Source organism: Flavobacterium sp. HBTb2-11-1, from assembly GCF_009826975.1.
Lineage (GTDB): Bacteria > Bacteroidota > Bacteroidia > Flavobacteriales > Flavobacteriaceae > Flavobacterium.
Genome location: NZ_WUMO01000013.1, coordinates 109,063 through 127,539 on the forward strand (window position 1 = coordinate 109,063; position 18,477 = coordinate 127,539).

General features: G+C 35.0%; 18 protein-coding genes. 12 read left to right on the forward strand and 6 right to left on the reverse strand.

What is annotated here, in order from left to right; genetic code table 11:
- Positions 1–29: 29 nt before the first annotated feature.
- The 4 genes from GR162_RS21465 to metG form a co-directional block, all read right to left on the reverse strand.
- Entirely contained in the window at positions 30–659 is a 630-nt protein-coding gene (locus GR162_RS21465; protein WP_160783798.1) for a chloramphenicol acetyltransferase, read from the reverse strand.
- Positions 659–1,366 (reverse strand): HAD family hydrolase, encoded by a 708-nt coding sequence (locus tag GR162_RS21470; protein ID WP_111368138.1) that lies wholly within the window; start codon positions 1,364–1,366, stop codon positions 659–661. The genes GR162_RS21465 and GR162_RS21470 overlap by 1 nt, the downstream gene beginning before the upstream one ends.
- A 357-nt stretch (positions 1,367–1,723) precedes the next feature.
- Positions 1,724–2,611, reverse strand: a complete 888-nt coding sequence (locus tag GR162_RS21475; protein WP_160783799.1) for a DMT family transporter — start codon at positions 2,609–2,611, stop codon at positions 1,724–1,726.
- Positions 2,612–2,714: 103 nt separating this feature from the next.
- Positions 2,715–4,850: a methionine--tRNA ligase gene (gene metG, locus GR162_RS21480; RefSeq protein ID WP_160783800.1), complete on the reverse strand. Its 2,136-nt coding sequence runs from the start codon at positions 4,848–4,850 to the stop codon at positions 2,715–2,717.
- Between the two features lie 527 nt (positions 4,851–5,377).
- On the opposite strand from metG, the gene GR162_RS21485 reads away from it, so the two are divergent.
- Positions 5,378–5,605, forward strand: a complete 228-nt coding sequence (locus GR162_RS21485; protein ID WP_008465523.1) for a CDGSH iron-sulfur domain-containing protein — start codon at positions 5,378–5,380, stop codon at positions 5,603–5,605.
- A 131-nt stretch (positions 5,606–5,736) separates the two neighbouring features.
- Complete coding sequence (locus tag GR162_RS21490; RefSeq protein ID WP_160783801.1) at positions 5,737–6,867, forward strand: DinB family protein; 1,131 nt, start codon at positions 5,737–5,739, stop codon at positions 6,865–6,867.
- Between the two features lie 34 nt (positions 6,868–6,901).
- Here GR162_RS21490 and GR162_RS21495 read toward each other — a convergent pair whose 3' ends face one another.
- Together GR162_RS21495 and GR162_RS21500 are read right to left on the reverse strand one after the other, a co-directional pair.
- Positions 6,902–7,804: a PhzF family phenazine biosynthesis protein gene (locus tag GR162_RS21495; RefSeq protein ID WP_160783802.1), complete on the reverse strand. Its 903-nt coding sequence runs from the start codon at positions 7,802–7,804 to the stop codon at positions 6,902–6,904.
- A gap of 209 nt (positions 7,805–8,013) precedes the next feature.
- Positions 8,014–8,463 carry a protease complex subunit PrcB family protein gene (locus GR162_RS21500; RefSeq protein WP_160783803.1) on the reverse strand — a complete coding sequence of 150 codons (450 nt, stop codon included), beginning with the start codon at positions 8,461–8,463 and terminating at the stop codon, positions 8,014–8,016.
- Positions 8,464–8,769: 306 nt separating this feature from the next.
- On the opposite strand from GR162_RS21500, the gene GR162_RS21505 reads away from it, so the two are divergent.
- From GR162_RS21505 to proC, 10 genes are all read left to right on the forward strand, one after another.
- Positions 8,770–9,309, forward strand: coding sequence for a hypothetical protein (locus GR162_RS21505; RefSeq protein WP_160783804.1), 540 nt, complete (start codon positions 8,770–8,772; stop codon positions 9,307–9,309).
- Positions 9,310–9,384: 75 nt separating this feature from the next.
- Positions 9,385–10,308 carry a hypothetical protein gene (locus tag GR162_RS21510; protein ID WP_160783805.1) on the forward strand — a complete coding sequence of 308 codons (924 nt, stop codon included), beginning with the start codon at positions 9,385–9,387 and terminating at the stop codon, positions 10,306–10,308.
- A gap of 159 nt (positions 10,309–10,467) precedes the next feature.
- Positions 10,468–11,739: a serine--tRNA ligase gene (gene serS / locus GR162_RS21515; RefSeq protein ID WP_160783806.1), complete on the forward strand. Its 1,272-nt coding sequence runs from the start codon at positions 10,468–10,470 to the stop codon at positions 11,737–11,739.
- A gap of 79 nt (positions 11,740–11,818) precedes the next feature.
- Complete coding sequence (gene lgt, locus GR162_RS21520; protein ID WP_160783807.1) at positions 11,819–12,652, forward strand: prolipoprotein diacylglyceryl transferase; 834 nt, start codon at positions 11,819–11,821, stop codon at positions 12,650–12,652.
- A 157-nt stretch (positions 12,653–12,809) separates the two neighbouring features.
- Entirely contained in the window at positions 12,810–14,591 is a 1,782-nt protein-coding gene (locus GR162_RS21525; RefSeq protein ID WP_160783808.1) for a tetratricopeptide repeat protein, read from the forward strand.
- 102 nt (positions 14,592–14,693) lie between these two features.
- Positions 14,694–15,005 (forward strand): DUF4286 family protein, encoded by a 312-nt coding sequence (locus tag GR162_RS21530; protein WP_111284937.1) that lies wholly within the window; start codon positions 14,694–14,696, stop codon positions 15,003–15,005.
- 49 nt (positions 15,006–15,054) lie between these two features.
- Positions 15,055–15,243, forward strand: coding sequence for a hypothetical protein (locus tag GR162_RS21535; protein ID WP_160783809.1), 189 nt, complete (start codon positions 15,055–15,057; stop codon positions 15,241–15,243).
- 115 nt (positions 15,244–15,358) lie between these two features.
- Positions 15,359–16,144, forward strand: coding sequence for a 16S rRNA (adenine(1518)-N(6)/adenine(1519)-N(6))-dimethyltransferase RsmA (gene rsmA / locus GR162_RS21540; RefSeq protein WP_160783810.1), 786 nt, complete (start codon positions 15,359–15,361; stop codon positions 16,142–16,144).
- Entirely contained in the window at positions 16,128–17,477 is a 1,350-nt protein-coding gene (gene mgtE / locus GR162_RS21545; protein WP_008465512.1) for a magnesium transporter, read from the forward strand. Before rsmA ends, mgtE begins: the two co-directional genes overlap by 17 nt.
- A gap of 111 nt (positions 17,478–17,588) precedes the next feature.
- Positions 17,589–18,365 (forward strand): pyrroline-5-carboxylate reductase, encoded by a 777-nt coding sequence (gene proC, locus GR162_RS21550; RefSeq protein ID WP_160783811.1) that lies wholly within the window; start codon positions 17,589–17,591, stop codon positions 18,363–18,365.
- Positions 18,366–18,477: the final 112 nt, after the last annotated feature.

Below are 18,477 nucleotides of genomic sequence, written 5' to 3' on the forward strand. Positions count from 1 at the left end.
TTTTTGGCGCAAAAATCATTCCGCTTATTTTATTGATTCATAAGCTCTTGAAAAAGATCTACAAATTGACCAACGTGCATTCCGTCCATTAAACCATGATGCACATACACCGCCATTGACATAGTTCTTTTTCCCGTTTCAGAAACCATCATTTTTCCAAAAGAAATTTTTGGACAGCTGTCTGGGTATGTAAAACTGCGAGCATGGGTGATCGAACTGAAATTCAGCCACGGAATTGCCGAGAAATGAATCAGATTATCATCATCAAAAGCTCTGGTGAAAAGTCCAGTTGTATTTTGAATGCGCTCGATTTCGGTTAATGCGATTTGCTCGAATGTTTTAAAATCTGGGTGATATTCAATTAATGAAAATCCGAAAGTACCATCTTCACGTCCAATAGTTGCAGAGGCATCTACTCGATCGTTGATGTAAATCTGATCTCCAGAAATTCGGTATCTAAAATTTTCAATGGCATTTACTGCAGCCAAAGTTTTATGCAAATAAAAAATAAAAAAAGAAGCATTGATGCTTTTTGCGCTTTGATACGCTTTTGTACAATCAATTTCTACCGTTACACCAAAAAAAGGTTCATCCATTTGTTTAAAATGGGCAAAATGCTCTTTTCTATTCCAATTTTCTAGGTCAAAAAGTGTTTTCATTATAATAAATTCGGAACCACTTCTGCAATAGTTTCAAATGAACTAAAATGCTCGTGTTCTATAGTGTGATTAATTTTTTCGTGTTCCCAAGTCGTGTGAAACGGAATATGAACGGCATAACCGCCAATTCCTAAAACTGGAAGAACATCTGATTTTAATGAGTTTCCGATCATCAAAAATTCGTGTGGCTCAATATCTAAACGGCCTAAAAGTTTCTGATAATCGATTTCTTGTTTGTCTGACATTACTTCGATATGATGAAAATAATGCCCTAAACCAGAACGATGCAATTTACTGTGCTGATCTTTTAAATCGCCTTTTGTCGCTACGACCAACTTGTATTTGCCTTTTAAAGCTTCAAGAGTTTCTTCGATTCCGTCCAATAATTCGATTGGCTTTTCTAATAATTCTTTTCCGTATTGAATGATTTTTTCAATGACTTCCATCGGAATGGTATTATTCGAAATATTCATCGCAGCTTCAATCATCGAAAGAATATAGCCTTTGATTCCGTAACCGTACAAAGGCAGATTGGCAATTTCTATTTTAAATAATTCTTGCGAAATGCCTTGATGCGAAAGATAATCTTCCATCAAAGCGCAAAATTTATGTTCGGTTTCTTGGAAGTATGGTTCGTTTACAAACAAAGTATCATCGGCATCAAATGCGATAACTTTTAGGTTTGGTATTTTAGTTTTATGTAACATGGTGTTTTTGTTTCAAGTGTTTTTTTGTTTCAGGTTTGTTTTTTGCCACGACCCGAGCGATAGCGAACAGGCGAAGCAATTCACGAATTACACTAATTTTTTTGCCACTCCCGATAGCTATCGGGATATTGGGATTTAAAAAATTATCTACTCAATCTGCGCGAGACTTTTTTAACCACAAATTACGCAAATTGCACAAATTTTTTAGCCACAGATTAAATGATTATTCATGTTTAAAAAAATAAATCTGCTCAATCTGCTGAATCTGCGAGATTTTTTTTGCCATAGATTATTAAGAATTAAAATGATTTTTTAGAATCTGCTTAAATCTGTGTAATCTGCGTGAAACCTTATTATTTAATCTTTAGAAAAAAGCCCTTTCAAAGAAATTGTTTTATCGTAAAAAGTAATTCGGATTCCGAAAAGGAGAATGATTCCGCCGAAAACCATCTGTAAAGTTATTTGTTCTTCCAAAAACAACCAAGCCAAAATGGAGGTAATTACAGCTTGACTCAATAAACTTAATGAAACTCTCGTTGCGCGCATGTGTTGCGTAGCATAACTTATCGAAAGCCAAGCGCACAATTGGCAAATAACAGCTTGAAGCACGAGAACAAACCAGCCTGCATTTGAAAATCCGGTAAAAGGCTCGCCCAATGCATAACATAAAATTCCTAAATAGATGCTCGAAGCGAATAAACTAATGGTCATAAACGAAAGAACATCGACTTCTGAAAGCACATTTTTGCTGACCAAAAGATAAATGGAATACAGAATGCCAGACAAAACGGCAAATAGAAATGCTTTATCAAAGTTTAAATCGATAAAAAATTCAAAACCAACCAAAGTTACCATTCCGAATAAAGCAACCAAGGTTCCAATCCAGAAATTAGTTGCAGGTTTTGCTTTCAAAAAGAAAAAAGAACCCACGCCAACCCAAACTGGAGATAAATTGGTCAGCAGAGAAGCCTGTGTAGCGCTTGATTCCTGAATGGCGATATTCCAAACCGCAACATCAGATGAAAATAAAACACCGCAAAGCGCAGCCAAAAGGGCAAATTTTAGTTTTGGCAATTTAAAGTTTCCGCTAAAAATAACATAAGGCAGTAAAAGTAAAACAGCAAAAAACATTCGGTAAAATGCCGAAATTAATCCTGGTGTTAAACGTAGTTTTACCAATATCGGAAAAATAGATATGCAGAGTATACCGCAGATTAGGGCTAATCTTGGTTTGGTGAGTTTCATTTTTAGTTTATTTTTTCAAGTTTTTTGGTGTATAGTTTAAAAATAAAATGCGTGAATCAATTAAATTTTAATTGACTCACGCAATTTATAAATATATAAATCTTTAGTTTACTGTAGCCCCATTCGGCGCATCAGCATCTGGATTTACAAAAACCAGTTTTCCTTCTGCATTGGTTGTCATCAAGATCATTCCTTGGCTTTCAACACCGCGCAAAGCTCTTGGAGCCAAGTTGGCTAATACAGAAACTCGTTTTCCGATAATTTCTTCTGGAGAAAAACTTTCAGCAATTCCTGAAACAATGGTACGAACATCGATTCCAGTATCTACTTTAAGTACTAAAAGTTTGTTTGCTTTTGGCATTTTTTCAGCTTCTAAAATAGTTCCGATACGAATATCCATTTTTGCAAAATCCTCAAACTGAATTAAATCTTTTTGTGGTTCTGCTTGTTTGTTTTCAGCAATGTTTGCGGTTTTTGTCGCTTCCAATTTATCTATTTGTTTTTGTATTTCTTCGTCTTCGATTTTAGCGAAAAGCAATTCTGCTTCGCCAATTTTATGTCCTGCAGGCAATAAATCTGAGTTTTCAGAAATGTCATTCCATCCTAATGTTTTGTCGATAATGATGTCTTTTGCATCGCGATCTTTCTCTTTCAAGAATTTACTGAAACCTTCAAAATGCTCTTTAAGATCTTTCAAATTCAAGATTTTAGAAAGTTTAGCAGCAGTAAAAGGTAAAAACGGTTCGGCTAAAACGCTTAATGCAGCAGCAATTTGCAATGCTACATACATTTGAGTTTTTACACGTTCTGGATTGTCTTTCATCACTTTCCAAGGCTCTTCGTCTGCTAAGTATTTATTTCCTAAACGAGCTACATTCATCAATTCGCCCAAAGCTTCACGGAATCTATAACGCTCAACCGAACTTGAAATCACAGCTGGATACGCTTTTAATTCTGCTAAAGTTGCTTCGTCAACTTCTGTAAATTCGTTTGGCGCCGGGATAATTCCGTCGTAATATTTGTTGGTTAAAACCACAACACGGTTTACAAAGTTTCCGAAAACGGCAACCAATTCGTTGTTATTTCTAGCTTGGAAATCTTTCCAAGTAAAATCATTGTCTTTTGTTTCAGGAGCATTGGATGTTAAAGCGTAACGCAAAACATCTTGCTTATCTGGAAATTCTTCTAAATATTCGTGCAGCCAAACTGCCCAGTTTTTAGAAGTAGAAAGTTTGTTTCCTTCCAAGTTCAAGAACTCATTTGCAGGAACGTTGTCTGGTAAAATATAGCTTCCTTCGGCTTTTAACATCGCTGGGAAAATGATACAGTGGAAAACAATATTGTCTTTTCCGATAAAGTGAACCAATTTGGTGTCTTGATCTTTCCAATAAGGTTCCCAATCTTTTCCTTCGCGTGCAGCCCATTCTTTTGTAGAAGAAATGTAGCCAATTGGCGCATCAAACCAAACGTAAAGTTTTTTGCCTTCGGCACCTTCAACCGGAACGTCAATTCCCCAATCCAAATCACGTGTTACGGCACGAGGCTCCAATCCTGCATCGATCCAAGATTTTACTTGTCCGTAAACGTTGGTTTTCCAATCATTTTTATGACCTTCTAAAATCCATTCGCGTAAAAAAGCATCATAACGATCCAAAGGTAAAAACCAGTGTTTAGTTGCTTTCAAAACTGGAGTCTCACCTGTAATTGTCGATTTCGGGTTAATCAAATCAGTTGCGTTCAAAGTCGATCCGCAATTTTCGCATTGGTCTCCGTAAGCACCGTCATTGCCGCATCTTGGGCAAGTTCCAACCACAAAACGGTCTGCTAAAAACTGATTGGCTTTTGCATCGTACAATTGTTCTGTAACTTCTTCAATAAAATCTCCTTTATCATACAATGTTCTAAAGAATTCTGAAGCCGTATCATGATGAATTTTTGCCGAAGTTCTAGAATAATTGTTAAATGAAATTCCGAAATCTTCAAACGATTTACGTATGATTCCATCATATTTATCAATAACTTCCTGCGGTGTAATTCCTTCTTTTTTGGCTTTCATCGAAATTGCAACTCCGTGTTCATCGCTTCCGCAGATAAATGCTACATCTTTTCCTTGCAATCTTAAATATCTCGAATATATATCTGCAGGCACGTAGACCCCAGCCAAGTGACCAATATGAATAGGTCCGTTGGTGTAAGGCAATGCCGCTGTAATAGTATATCTTTTTGGATCTTGTATCATAATTCAATTTTATTGAGTGCAAAAATAAGCAATAGAATTGAGATTTTAATATTACGTAGAGATTCGCTTTTATTTTCACAGAGTTGCACGAAGAAAAAACGCAGAGATTCGCTAAGATTTTTTTGAATTTGGTTCTCGCAAAGTCGGAGAGAAGCAAAGTTTTTTTATTGCCAGAGATTAAAGGGATTGTAAAAGATTTTTAATGTGAATTGCCCCCAGCTTTAGCTGGAGGTTCTGAAATATGAACTTTTAGGGCTTTAGCCAAACACACGCCTTAAAGCCATTTTGTAGCATGATTATATTATTACATCCAGCTAAAGCTGGACGCAATTCAAAAAAAACTTTGCGTCTCTGCCTTTGCGAGATTATTTCGCCAAAATAAGTATAAATCTTTGCGAATCTCTGCGTAAAACCTCTGTGTTCCTCTGGGGAATTCCAAATAAAATAGAACCAGTTTAAACTACGATTCGCACTTATAAATGACAATATATTTCGCAATCTTTGCCATCCGAAAAAAAACAAATTTTATGAGCAAGACTAAACTAATCATCAATAAAAACGGGTCAATCAAAATTGAAGGAGATTTTGAAATTATGGATCCAGAAGGAGCACTTTACGGTTTACAAGGAAGAACTGCACTTGGACTTTGCCGTTGTGGACATTCTGCAAATAAACCATTTTGCGATGGAGCGCACCGTAATAGCTTCGAGCATGATTCTAAGGCTTTCGATTTGCCGCCAATGAAAACGAACTAATGTTTCTTAGGAAAAAAAAGTAAAAACCGCATTTTGTCTGAATGCGGTTTTTTTTGTGTAGATTTTTTATAAAAGTAAGGTATTACTTAGAAAACAATCTTACATTTACCCAACTTTATAATTTCCAAAAAATGAAAAAACTAATAATACCACTATTGTCTTTGTTTTTTAGCACAGGTTATGCTCAAACTCAGAAAACAATTTCTACAGACTGGACATCGATATGTCAAACAATTGACATTCAAACTAATGTCAAGAAAAAGTTTAAAGTAACGGCTTATGTAAAAGTAGAAAGTACAGAACCCAAATCTTGGGCAGGAGTATGGGCACGAGTAGATACTAAAAATGATGAAGACGGTTTTTTTGACAATATGAGGGATAGACCGGTAAAATCTAAAGAATGGAATTCATATACGGTTGAAGGAACAATTGACAAAAATAGCAAATCATTAAGCTTTGGTGGTTTATGCCTTTTTGATGGGAAGTTCTACTTTGACAAATTTGAACTTTTTATCGAAAATGATAAAGGTGTCTATGTACCTGTCACTGTTTTAAATTCAAGTTTTGAAGCGCCAATAAATAATGGAGAAGTCCCAAAATGGATTCAAGGTATTTCTAGCGATGCGATTGTTAAGGTAAAAGAGTATAAAATTACATCAGACAAATCGAGTGTTGATGGAAAAAATAGCGTTCTTATTGAAGGAAAAGGTATAAAGCCACGATTAGAAGCTAAAATAGGAAATGTTGATGGCGCTTCGCCAAAAATTGGCGATATGATTTCGATGTTGGAAGATCTTAAAGCCCGAGTTGAAAGAACGGTTAAAAATATGAGCCAATATGAAATCGATTATCTTCACGATGCTGAAGCAAACCGAATAGGAGCTTTAATTATGCATTTGGCGGCAGCCGAGAAATATTATCAGGTATTTACTTTTGAAAATAGGGATTTTAATGAAGAAGAAAAGAAAAAGTGGGGAAATGCTTTAGATTTGGATCAAGGAGGAAGAGACGAATTTAAAGGTCATGATATTCAATATTATTTGGATATTTACAATGAAGTAAGAGCAAAAACAATTGAAGAACTGAAGAAAAGAGACGATGCCTGGTTTGCAGAAGTGCAAACAAGATATGATTGGACAAATCAATATTGCTGGTTTCACGTTATGGAACATCAGTCGAGTCACTTAGGTCAGATTTTGTTTCTGAAAAAGCGAATTCCGCCAGAACAGAAAAAAACATTGCCACAGGAAATTAAGAAATAAACAGAAAAGCTGCATTTTCAAAATACAGCTTTTTTTATATGTAAAGTTCCCCTTTCATAGTAATTATCGAAGAACCGCCAACTAAAATATCTTCTTCGCGATTCATAACTTCAATTATTGATGGCTGTTTTAATTTTACTCCTTGAAGAATTTTATATTCCTTATCCGATTTAGTGAATTTCTTTTGTGTTAAAAAACCAATTAGCGGTCCGGCCGCCGTTCCTGTTGCCGGATCTTCATTTATGCCAATGATTGGATTGAAAAATCTTGTTTCGACTATATGTTCCTGGCCTTCATCGACTAGGGTAAAACAATAAAACCCTTCAAAATCATATTCTTTTGATATTTCTATTAAAAGCTGATTGTCGGGAACAAAACTGTTAAGAATCTGACTGTTTTTTATTGGAACCATGGCGTGAGCGACTTCTGTTTTAACTATCGTTGGCACAAAAGCATTCACATCCAGATCTTCAATCTTTAAACCCAATGCTACCGCAATTCGATAGGTTGGAATTTCTTGTTTGATAACTGCCGATTTTTGATGCATTTGCACAATAGGAGCAAGAGTTTCAGGATCAAAACTGACCGTCAGCGGAATTGCCAAATGATTCATAATTACAAAAGGTTCGCTTTCATTTTGCTCGTCAAATATGGGAATTCCTTTTAAAAGTGCACCGCAGACTGCGCCTAGTAAATTATGACCCGCACCATCGATTTCGATTCCTGTTGGTGTAAAGGAACGAACCATAAGCGCTTTTTCTCTTGTAGAATAATAGACAAAAGAAGTTTCAGAATAGCGAAATTCTCGAGAAATATCCTGATATGTTTCTAGTTTTAGATTTCCATCTGTAAAAACTACAGAAAGCGGATTTCCTTTGTAGCTCTCGTTTGAGAATACGTCTAAAACGTAATATTCTAATACTTTTCTTTGGATCATATTTTATGGTTTTGAAACTTAGTCGATTCTGAATGCAATAAAATTACGGTTTATAAAAATTCAAAACAACAGCTTTTCGAACCATTATAAAATTTAATGGCAAATGAAGAAATATTAATTTTAATTTGATAAAAGTTTGTTTTCTTTGTCTTTTTGGGTCGACAAACTATGCAGCCTCGGATTTATGATTAAGTATAAAATATCAGAGATTATTGCTCAAAAACCACTTTCTTGTCTGTTTTTGCTGTTTTCACAATGTCGTAAGGTCTGGATGATTTCTTAGTAAGATTTCCATTTTTGAGCTTTTCGACTTTTACAATTATGGTATTGCGGTTTTCGGTCATTTCTACAATATCGATCGAATGTCCGTCATTGGGTTGCGTTTTATCAATTACAGCGATAACTTGATATTGGCTAAAATCAATATTGGTTTCTTTAAAACCTTTTGCTACTTCGCCAGTAATATTCATTTCTTTCTTGAAATTATTCCAGGTTTTAGCATCTTTAATAACCAAATGTCTTTGCGCAATGCTCTGACTATTAGAAAAAGAATCTCCTTTGCCTACTAATGCAAATGGGACATCAGACTGTGGCAATTCATCATTATCACAGCTGACCAGCAAAAGCAGGATGCTAAATAGCAGTAAGATCTGTTTCATGGTTTTGGTTTTAGCTTGGAGAACTTTGGTGTAAAGTCTTATTTCTTAAACAGATATTCTTTTTTATAAATGGTTGCTTAAAGGTAGTCAATTTTTGACAAACTTTTTAATTTATATTAATAACGTCAGTTCGCGTTAAAGATTGTAAGCACAAACGAAGAAAAGTTAGAAAAATTGTATTTCATGTGAAAAAAATCGTTTTATCGGTCTTTTGGAAATGAAATAAGGCAAAATAAATACGTTTGAAAGGGAACATTCAATTATTTCTCTCAACTTTGCAAAACAATCTTTTAAATAAAAATTCAAATGGAATTCGGTAAAATCATTATTTCAGAAGCGGCGGCAAATAGCGAAAATCCTCAAGATGTTGTCAATTCGAATATTTCGGTAATCAATTTAATGCGTGAAGAAAAAATTGACGACGATTTAATTCACGAAGATGCATTGATGAGTTATTACTTGGATTTTTACGCTTCGAAATATGCAGAAGGGAATTTTTCGAAGTTCGTTTATGATTCGGGCTGGAATAAAGAGTTGAATGAATTAATTGAAGAAGGTTTAGCTTTGATTGGTGCCGATAAGCATTTGGAGTTGTTTAAAGAACAATGCCGAAAACTGCGTCTGCAGAGCAATATTAAATTAGGTAAATTTTTAAAAGAAAAATACGATGCTCCGAACGCTTTCAAAGATTTGCTGAATAACAATGCTTATTTTGAATTGGATGAAAACCTTGCTGAACTGAATGCGGCGTTTTTAAAATCACATCCCGATACAGAAGTGCTTTCGGTTGAAGAAATGTTTAAAACGCTGGAAGAGTTTGTAGGTCACGAAATTAAGAGAGATTAAATTTTAATTTTTCTGTTAAGGTTTGTAAGAAAATTATATATTTGGAATGCCCTAATTTCTAACAAATCAAAACCTATGAAAAAAACGATTCTTTTGAGTGCCGTTTTGATGTTTTTATTTTCCTGCGGGAAAGATGAAAAAGTTAAAAACGATGCTGAAACTCAGTATCAGGAACTACTTTCGGAGACGCAAGCACATCTTGGTCGCAATAAAAAGCCACTAAGAAAAATCATTTTTAAAAATCTGGATGAGATCGAAGATTCAAAAGAAATGAATCTGAATCTGCTCTCAAAAGTGGCATCAAATTTAAAAATCAAATATTCGGATATTAAAATTAGTGAGACAAGTTCTATCAATTATGACGATCAAACTGCTTTTTTTGTCCTGACAACCGTTTCGCATGAAAAAAAAGCATTTAAAACCAACGATGATGATGAAGAGCTGGGAAATTATTTTCAGCGTAAATACTTATTTGTAAATCGCGAGGACGGAAGTATAATTGCTGAAGAGTTTGACGATAATTTAGGTTATTATGATAATGAAGCCATTCAGTTTTCAAAATCGCATATTCTGAAAGATTTGGTTTTTCTAAACGAAACTACTCCAGCAATTGCTTTTTATACAGAAGCCAATGCGAGCAGCCGAATTGTTTTGTATTCGGAGAAGAAATTTACATTAATAACTTTGGCTGATAAGGAGATAAAAAGGTTTTTATACGAATATCCAATTCGATTGACCAATGGTGATTCTAACGGAAGTGGAACTTTTCAAATAGAAACATTAGAAACCGGAATGAGTCTTTCGGATCATAAGACCAATGGTTATTTTGACTTGATCATATCTAAAAACTTTTATTATGAAGAAGCTATAGAAAATGATTTGGAAAATGGTATTGAAGAAAAAAGTGACTTGAAAATTAAAAAAGAATTAGAAAAAATCAAATATAACGGAAGAGAGTACGCTTTTCACAGAGATGATAGACATCGTTTTTTAGAGTAAAATCTTCAATTTCTAAATAACATTCAAAGGCACTTTTATAGTGCTTTTGCTGTTTATAGGAGATTTCGGTTTTACTGCAAAACTTTGACCTATTGTTAACAAACATTTCCTTAAATTTGCTTCCGTTATAAAAAATACAATAGTTATAAAAATCAAGCTATGTTACAAATTGCATTTATTAGAGAAAATCAAGAGAAAGTAATCAAAGCTTTAGCAAAGCGAAATATCGATGCTAAAAGCGTTGTTGAAGAGGTGGTTCAATTAGACGAAAATCGTCGTGCTGCACAGGTGGAATTAGACAATACTTTATCAGAATCTAATAAATTGTCCAAAGATATTGGTGAATTGATGAAAGCTGGCGAGAAAGCTAAAGCGGCGATCTTAAAAGAAAAAACAGTTTCACTAAAAGAAAAAAGCAAAGAACTGAGCGAAAAAGCAGAAGCTTTGGCTGTTGAGTTAACCAATAAATTATATACTTTACCAAATCTTCCGGCTGATATTGTTCCTGAAGGAAAAACTCCAGACGATAATTTGAATGTTTTCCAAGAAGGAGATATTCCAGCTTTGCATGAAGGTGCTCAGCCTCACTGGGAATTGGTGAAGAAATATGATATTATCGATTTCGAATTGGGTGTAAAAATCACTGGAGCTGGATTTCCTGTTTATAAAGGCAAAGGAGCAAAGCTTCAACGCGCTTTGATCAATTATTTCTTAGACAAAAATACAGCTGCAGGATACAATGAAGTTCAGGTGCCTCATTTGGTAAACGAAGCTTCTGGTTACGGAACAGGACAATTGCCAGATAAAGAAGGGCAGATGTACCACGCTGGAATTGACGATTTATATTTGATTCCAACTGCTGAGGTTCCGGTAACCAACTTATTCCGCGATGTAATTTTAAACGAAAACGAATTGCCAGTTTTACAAACAGCCTATACGCCATGTTTCCGTCGTGAAGCAGGTTCTTACGGAGCACACGTTCGCGGATTAAACCGTTTGCATCAATTTGATAAAGTGGAAATCGTTCGTATCGAACATCCTGATAATTCTTATGCAGCGCTTGACGGAATGGTAGAACATGTAAAAGGTATTTTGAAAGAATTGAAATTACCTTATAGAGTTTTACGTCTTTGCGGAGGAGATATGGGATTCACATCTGCTTTGACTTACGATTTTGAAGTATTTTCTACGGCACAAGATCGTTGGTTAGAAATTAGTTCTGTTTCTAATTTTGAAACTTTCCAAGCAAATCGCTTAAAGTTACGTTTCAAAGACAAAGACGGAAAAAATCAATTGGCACACACACTTAACGGAAGTTCATTGGCGCTTCCGCGTGTTTTAGCTGGAATTATTGAAAATTACCAAACTCCAGAAGGAATCGTAATACCAGAAGTTTTACGTCCTTACTGCGGATTTGATATTATAAATTAATTTAGTTGACAGTCTCAGTCTCAGTTTTCAGTTTCGACTGTGAACTGTGACTGAAAACTGCGACTAAAAATTACCACTTATGAAAAACGGAATATTAAATTGGAACGTAGATCCTGTTATTTTTTGGATCACAGATAGTTTTCCGTTAAAATATTACGGAGCTCTTTTTGCCTGCGGGCTTCTTTTAGGTTTTTATATTGTTAGAAACATCTACAAAAAAGAAAACCTTTCTTTAGATAATCTTGATTCCTTATTGATTTATGTAATTGTCGGAACCGTTTTAGGTGCCAGACTTGGACATTGTTTCTTTTACGAGCCTGATTATTTCTTCAAACATCCTATAGAAATTCTTCTGCCAATTCAAAAAATAAAAGGAGTTTATCAATTTGTGGGCTATCAAGGTTTGGCAAGCCACGGAGGTTCGATTGGAGTTATAACGGCAATGATTTTGTACTGCCGTAAATACAAAGTGCAGTTCTTGGGACTTTTAGATAAAATGGCAGTTGCAGTTCCTGTAACAGGCGCCTTTATTAGAATGGGGAATTTTATGAATTCTGAAATCTACGGAAAACCAACCAACGGAAATTGGGGAGTTGTTTTTCAAAGAGACGATTTGATTCCGAGACATCCTACGCAATTGTATGAGGCATTTGCTTATATATTGATTTTCGTGATTCTGTTTTATATGTACAAATCAGAAAAAATCAGAAATGCACAGGGATTAATCTTTGGAACTTTCTTAACTTTATTATTTACAGCTCGTTTTATAATTGAATTTTTCAAAGAAAATCAAGAAGCTTTCGAGAATAGTATGCTGATTAATATGGGACAGATTTTGAGTGTTCCATTTATCTTAATTGGTTTAGGTTTGATTTTTTGGAAAACTAAAAAAGTCGCAGTTTACAGTAATTAAAAAAAAGTCACAGTTTACAGTCACAGTTTTCAGTTTAACAAGACTGAAAATTAAAAAATGTTTCGGTTTACAGTAATTGAAAAGTGACAGTTTGCAGTTTGACTGAGAACTGCGACTGCGACTGAAAACTTAGAAAAACGGTTGAAAACTAAAAAATATGAAAAACATATTAATCTGTATCGTTTTGTTATGTTCTGGTTTTGCGTTTGGTCAAAACGAGCAGTTGGCTCAATATTACTACGACAAAGGCGATTTCGAAAAAGCAAAAATCAGTTATGAAGAGCTTTTGAGAGGCGCACCATCAAATACCCAGTATTTTTTAAGAACAGTCGACTGTTATCAGCAATTGCAACAGTTCGCCAATGCAGAAAAAGCTATTCAAGATCGTTACAATCGTTACAAACAAGGCGTTTTTTTGGTTGAGCTGGGATACAATTTTCAATTGCAGAAAAACGATTCGAAAGCCAAAAACTACTACGAACAGGCAATCGAGAAAATAAAAGTAAATCCTAATGATGTTTACGGAATTGCAAGTTCGTTTGAGAAAAAAGTATTGTTGGAATATGCTTTAAAGGCATATCAAACCGCAATGCAGGTTCAGCCAAATTTCAATTTCAATTTCCAAATCGGAATGCTTTACGGTCAATTGGGTAAAACCGATTTAATGATCGATTTGTTGCTGACGGAATCTTTCACAAATCCGCAAAACACTAATTTGATTCAGACACAATTGTCTCGATTTATGAATGGTGAAACCGATAATACGGCTTTTAAAGATGCCATGCGTAAAGCCTTAATCTTGAAAACCCAAAAAGATCAAGACGTTTTTTGGAATCATTATCTAAGCTGGTTTTATGTGCAGCAGAAAGAATTCGGAAAAGCATTTATTCAAGAAAAAGCCATTTACAAACGCGAACCAGAATCGTTGATGAGCATTGTCAATTTGAGTCAGTTTGCCATGAACGAAGGAGATAACGATACGGCAGAAGAAATTCTGAACTTCATTCTCCAAAACACAAAAGATTTAGGTTTGCTGATTCAGTCAAATGCCTATTTAATGCAAATTAAGATCGATAAAGCTCAGGGAAAAGATTATCCGGTTATCGATCAGGAATTAAAGCAATTGCTGGCAACTTACGAAATCAGTCCTTTTACCTTATCTTTGCAAATCATTCAAGCCCATTTTCTGGCTTTTAATTTAAAAAAGACAGAAGAAGGAAAGGCAGTGATCAAAAAAGCCTTGGAATTGAATTTGAACGAATATCAAAAAGCCGATGCAAAAATGGAATTGGCTGATATTTTGCTTTTGGAAGAAAAATACAATCAGGCACTGATTTACTATTCGCAAATTCAATTGGATTTAAAGAATGATGTAATGGCGCATGAAGCGAGTTTGAAAGCCGCAAAAACAAGTTATTATAAAGGCGATTTTGAATGGGCCAATAAACAATTCAAAGAGTTGAAAGCGGCAAACACGCAGTTAATCGCCAATGACGCTCTAGAATATTTTCTTTTAATTAATGATAATACCGCTGCCGATTCGACTCAAGTTGCTTTGAAAGCATTTGCAAAAGGAGATTTTTTAATCTATCAGAATAAAAAACAAGAAGCAATTGCGCAGTTTCAGAATATCCTGAAAACCTATAAAGGTCAAGAAATTGAAGCGGTAACGTTATTGCGTTTAGGAAAAGTCTACGAAAGCCAGAAGGATTTTGCTTCGGCTTTAAGCCAATATCAGCAGATCATTGACAATCATAGCGACGGAATTTATGTAGATGAAGCACTGTTTTTCTCAGCTGAAATTTACAATGACGAATTGAAAGATACAGAAAAGGCAAAACCGCTTTATGAAAAGGTAATTTTTAACCATCAAGACAGTATTTACTTTGTCGATGCCAGAAAAAAATACCGCGAGTTGAGAGGGGATAAGAATTTATAAATAAGCTTTTTAGATTGTTAGATCTTTAGACTTCTTAGATGAAAATCAAGTCTAAAAATCTAGATGTCTAAGAAGTCTAAGAAGTCTAAGAAAGTCTAAAACATGATTATTTACAACGTTACCACCAATATACACGAAAGCGTTCACGACCAATGGTTAAAATGGATGCAGGAAAAACATATACCAGAAATTCTGGCTACTCAGAAATTTTCTTCAGCACGAATTGTAAAAGTTTTGGTTGAAGAAGAAATGGGAGGCATTACTTATTCTGTGCAATATGTGACAGATAGTAAAGAAACGCTGGAGAAGTTTTATATCGAAGATGAACCAGAATTTCACAGAGAAGCTTTAGGTTTATTTGCCGATAAAATGCTTTCTTTCAGAACAGAATTGGAGGTTATTTCAGAGCACTAATTTTTTTAGTTTTCAGTCGGAGTTACAGTTTTCATTTAAAAAAGTAATTATGGAAATTCGATTTCAAACAAAAGAAGAAAGTAATAAAAGACAACAGGAAGACTTTTTGAAATTGTCAAAAGTAGAAAGGTTTTATGCTTTTTTACGTCTAAGTGAAAGGATAAGTAAATTTCCAGTTAAGAATAAAGTAAATAAAAATAAAGACAATTTTCTTATTGTAATTGATGAAAAAGAATAAAAACTTCTTGCATTTATGCCTTTTGATAAGAAAATAATAAATAAAGCTTTGTGTCTTTGAGTCTTTGTGGCAAAAAAAGAATACTTTTGCGCCCTCGTGGCAAACAAGAAATGAAATGGAAAAAGTAAAAGCCAAAAAACATTTAGGACAGCACTTTCTTAAAGACGAAAGTATTGCAAAAGCAATTGCAGATACTTTGACCTTTAAAGGATATGATGAGGTTTTAGAAATAGGACCAGGGATGGGTGTGCTTACTAAGTATTTACTTGAAATGCCGATTAATACACATGTTATAGAAATCGATACCGAATCTGTAGCGTATTTGGATGCCAATTATCCAAAATTAAAAGACAAGATTATTTCTCAGGATTTCCTGAAATATAATATAAATGAAGTTTACCAAAATAAACAGTTTGCCATAATAGGCAACTTTCCGTACAATATTTCTTCTCAGATTGTTTTTAGGACATTAGAACTTAGAGATCAGATTCCAGAGTTTTCTGGAATGTTCCAAAAAGAAGTAGCCGAGCGCATCTGCGAAAAGAAAGGCTCAAAAACCTACGGAATATTATCAGTTTTAGCTCAGGCTTTCTATGATACAGAGTACCTGTTTACGGTTAATGAAAACGTTTTTATTCCTCCGCCCAAGGTGAAATCGGGTGTGATGAGAATGACCCGAAAGGAAGATTACAGTCTTCCTTGCAGCGAAAAGTTATTTTTTACAGTTGTAAAAACCGCTTTTCAGCAGAGACGAAAAACATTACGTAACAGTTTGAAAACATTAAATTTATCAGACAATTTGCGAGAAGACACTATCTTTGATAAACGTCCGGAGCAGCTAAGCGTAGATGAATTTATTGAACTAACTCTAAAAATAGAAGCCAATGGAGTTCAAAGTTAGTAAAGAATTTATACATCAGTTAGAGGAGCTGATCAATAAGAAAAACGACAGTGAACTGGAAGTTTTGCTTAATGATCTGCACCATGCCGATATTGCCGAAATTTTAGACGAATTAGATTTCGATGAGGCAACTTATATCTTCAAGGTTTTAGATAGTGATAAAACAGCCGAAATTCTTCTGGAACTAGAAGAAGATTTACGCGAAAACATCTTAAGCAGACTTTCGCCAAAGGAAATTGCGGAAGAGCTTGATGAGCTTGAAACCAATGACGCTGCCGACATTATCGCCGAACTTTCGCAGGAAATAAAAGCAGAAGTAATCTCTGAGCTGGTCGACGTCGAACACGCCAAGGACATTGTTGATCTTTTGCGCTACGACGAAAACACGGCTGGTGGTTTGATGGGAAAGGAGCTTGTAAAAGTGAATGAAAACTGGACTGTCTTAACCTGTGTGAAAGAAATGCGTATTCAGGCAGAGAATGTTTCTAGAGTGCATTCCATCTACGTAGTTGACGATGAAAACCGATTAAAAGGAAGATTATCACTAAAAGATTTATTGACTTCTTCGACCAAAACTCAAATTGGTGACGTTTATATCCGAAAATTAAATTTTGTAAAAGTTGATACTGAAGATGTTGAGGTAGCTCGTATCATGCAGAAGTACGACTTAGAGGCTATTCCGGTTGTTGACGAGTTGGGCCGATTGGTCGGAAGAATTACCATCGACGACATCGTAGACGTAATCAAGGAAGAAGCTGATAAAGATTACCAGTTAGCGGCGGGTATTACGCAAGACGTTGAATCGAATGACAGTGTTTACGAATTAACCAAAGCGCGTTTGCCTTGGCTTTTGATCGGAATGGTAATCGAAATTGTGGCTTCTTTTGTATTGAAAGGAAATGAAGGAACTTTTCAAAAATATTCTACCTTAATCATATTTGTGCCTTTACTTTCTGCGACTGCAGGTAATATTGGTGTTCAAGCTTCAGCAATCGTGGTGCAAGGTTTGGCCAATGGAACTTTAAAAGATTTCAGCCGAGGTTATTTCACTAAAGAAATTACCGTTTCGATGATTTCGGGAAGTATTATTTCATTGCTTTTATTGGGCTATCATTCTATCATGTATCAGCAGTATTTAGTAGGATTTGCCATTTCTATTTCTATGATTGTGGTAATTCTTTTTGCCGCAACTTTAGGAACTTTAGTGCCACTTTTTCTTAACAAAAACAAAATTGATCCCGCGATTGCAACTGGTCCGTTTATCACAACGACCAACGACGTATTCGGAATCATGTTATACTTTGGAGTCGCAAATCTGATTCTTGGATTCTAGATTTTTGCCACAAATTAGCCGTTTGCAGTGATTTAAAATCTCTAAAATCTGCGTAATTTGCAGGCGGAAAATGCTGTTTACCAACCAGAAATAAATTAAAGCCAAACCAAAATGAAAGTACACATTATTGGAGGAGGAAACCTTGGGGTTTCTATTGCCTTGGGAATTGCCAAATTCTCGAAAAACAACCAAGTTACTGTCACTAGAAGAAACACTGCAAGTATTCAATATTTATCAGAATATGGGATTAAAGTTTCTAACGATAATAAACACAACATTCAGGAAGCCGATGTTGTAATCTTAACTATAAAGCCGTATCAGGTAGATACTGTTTTAGCCGAAATTCTGCCAGTTATCCAAAACAAAACCATTGCTTCTGCAGTTAGCGGATTGTCTTTGGATATGCTTCAAACCAAAACAAATTTTGAGTATCCAGTAGTGCGTATTATGCCAAATATTGCAGCGCAGTTTGGAGAATCTGCAACTTGTATTTCTTTTTCTGAAAAGTATGCAGCAAATGCTTCACCAGTGGTCGACTTATTTCAAGATTTAGGAACTGCTCCTGTAATCGACGAAAAATTAATGGATGCAGCAACAGTTTTAGGCGCTTGCGGAACTGCATATGCATTGCGTTATATTCGTGCTTCTATGCAGGCAGGAATCGAGATTGGATTTGATTCTAATACTGCTTTAGCAATTGCGGCTCAAACTGTAAAAGGAGCGGCAAAAATGCTTTTAGAAGAACGAGTACACCCAGAACAATTAATCGATCGTGTAACAACACCGCAAGGCTGTACAATTGTTGGTTTGAATGAAATGGAACACAATGGTTTCAGTTCATCATTAATTAAAGGAATCAAAACTTCTTTGAAACAGATTAAAGGTTAGATTTTAAAGAAATTCTAATATTTTAAATTCCAAAGTCCAATTTTAAAAGTGGGGTTTGGAATTTTTTTGTTTTGTAAAGTTAACCACAGTTTTGTTATTCTTAGTTCCTCCT

Excerpts from the sequence above, each read along its gene's own strand:
- GR162_RS21465 (WP_160783798.1), bottom strand. The coding sequence starts at position 659 with ATGAAAACACTTTTTGACCTAGAAAATTGGAATAGAAAAGAGCATTTT.
- GR162_RS21470 (WP_111368138.1), bottom strand. The coding sequence starts at position 1,366 with ATGTTACATAAAACTAAAATACCAAACCTAAAAGTTATCGCATTTGAT.
- GR162_RS21475 (WP_160783799.1), bottom strand. The coding sequence starts at position 2,611 with ATGAAACTCACCAAACCAAGATTAGCCCTAATCTGCGGTATACTCTGC.
- metG (WP_160783800.1), bottom strand. The coding sequence starts at position 4,850 with ATGATACAAGATCCAAAAAGATATACTATTACAGCGGCATTGCCTTAC.
- GR162_RS21485 (WP_008465523.1), top strand. The coding sequence starts at position 5,378 with ATGAGCAAGACTAAACTAATCATCAATAAAAACGGGTCAATCAAAATT.
- GR162_RS21490 (WP_160783801.1), top strand. The coding sequence starts at position 5,737 with ATGAAAAAACTAATAATACCACTATTGTCTTTGTTTTTTAGCACAGGT.
- GR162_RS21495 (WP_160783802.1), bottom strand. The coding sequence starts at position 7,804 with ATGATCCAAAGAAAAGTATTAGAATATTACGTTTTAGACGTATTCTCA.
- GR162_RS21500 (WP_160783803.1), bottom strand. The coding sequence starts at position 8,463 with ATGAAACAGATCTTACTGCTATTTAGCATCCTGCTTTTGCTGGTCAGC.
- GR162_RS21505 (WP_160783804.1), top strand. The coding sequence starts at position 8,770 with ATGGAATTCGGTAAAATCATTATTTCAGAAGCGGCGGCAAATAGCGAA.
- GR162_RS21510 (WP_160783805.1), top strand. The coding sequence starts at position 9,385 with ATGAAAAAAACGATTCTTTTGAGTGCCGTTTTGATGTTTTTATTTTCC.
- serS (WP_160783806.1), top strand. The coding sequence starts at position 10,468 with ATGTTACAAATTGCATTTATTAGAGAAAATCAAGAGAAAGTAATCAAA.
- lgt (WP_160783807.1), top strand. The coding sequence starts at position 11,819 with ATGAAAAACGGAATATTAAATTGGAACGTAGATCCTGTTATTTTTTGG.
- GR162_RS21525 (WP_160783808.1), top strand. The coding sequence starts at position 12,810 with ATGAAAAACATATTAATCTGTATCGTTTTGTTATGTTCTGGTTTTGCG.
- GR162_RS21530 (WP_111284937.1), top strand. The coding sequence starts at position 14,694 with ATGATTATTTACAACGTTACCACCAATATACACGAAAGCGTTCACGAC.
- GR162_RS21535 (WP_160783809.1), top strand. The coding sequence starts at position 15,055 with ATGGAAATTCGATTTCAAACAAAAGAAGAAAGTAATAAAAGACAACAG.
- rsmA (WP_160783810.1), top strand. The coding sequence starts at position 15,359 with ATGGAAAAAGTAAAAGCCAAAAAACATTTAGGACAGCACTTTCTTAAA.
- mgtE (WP_008465512.1), top strand. The coding sequence starts at position 16,128 with ATGGAGTTCAAAGTTAGTAAAGAATTTATACATCAGTTAGAGGAGCTG.
- proC (WP_160783811.1), top strand. The coding sequence starts at position 17,589 with ATGAAAGTACACATTATTGGAGGAGGAAACCTTGGGGTTTCTATTGCC.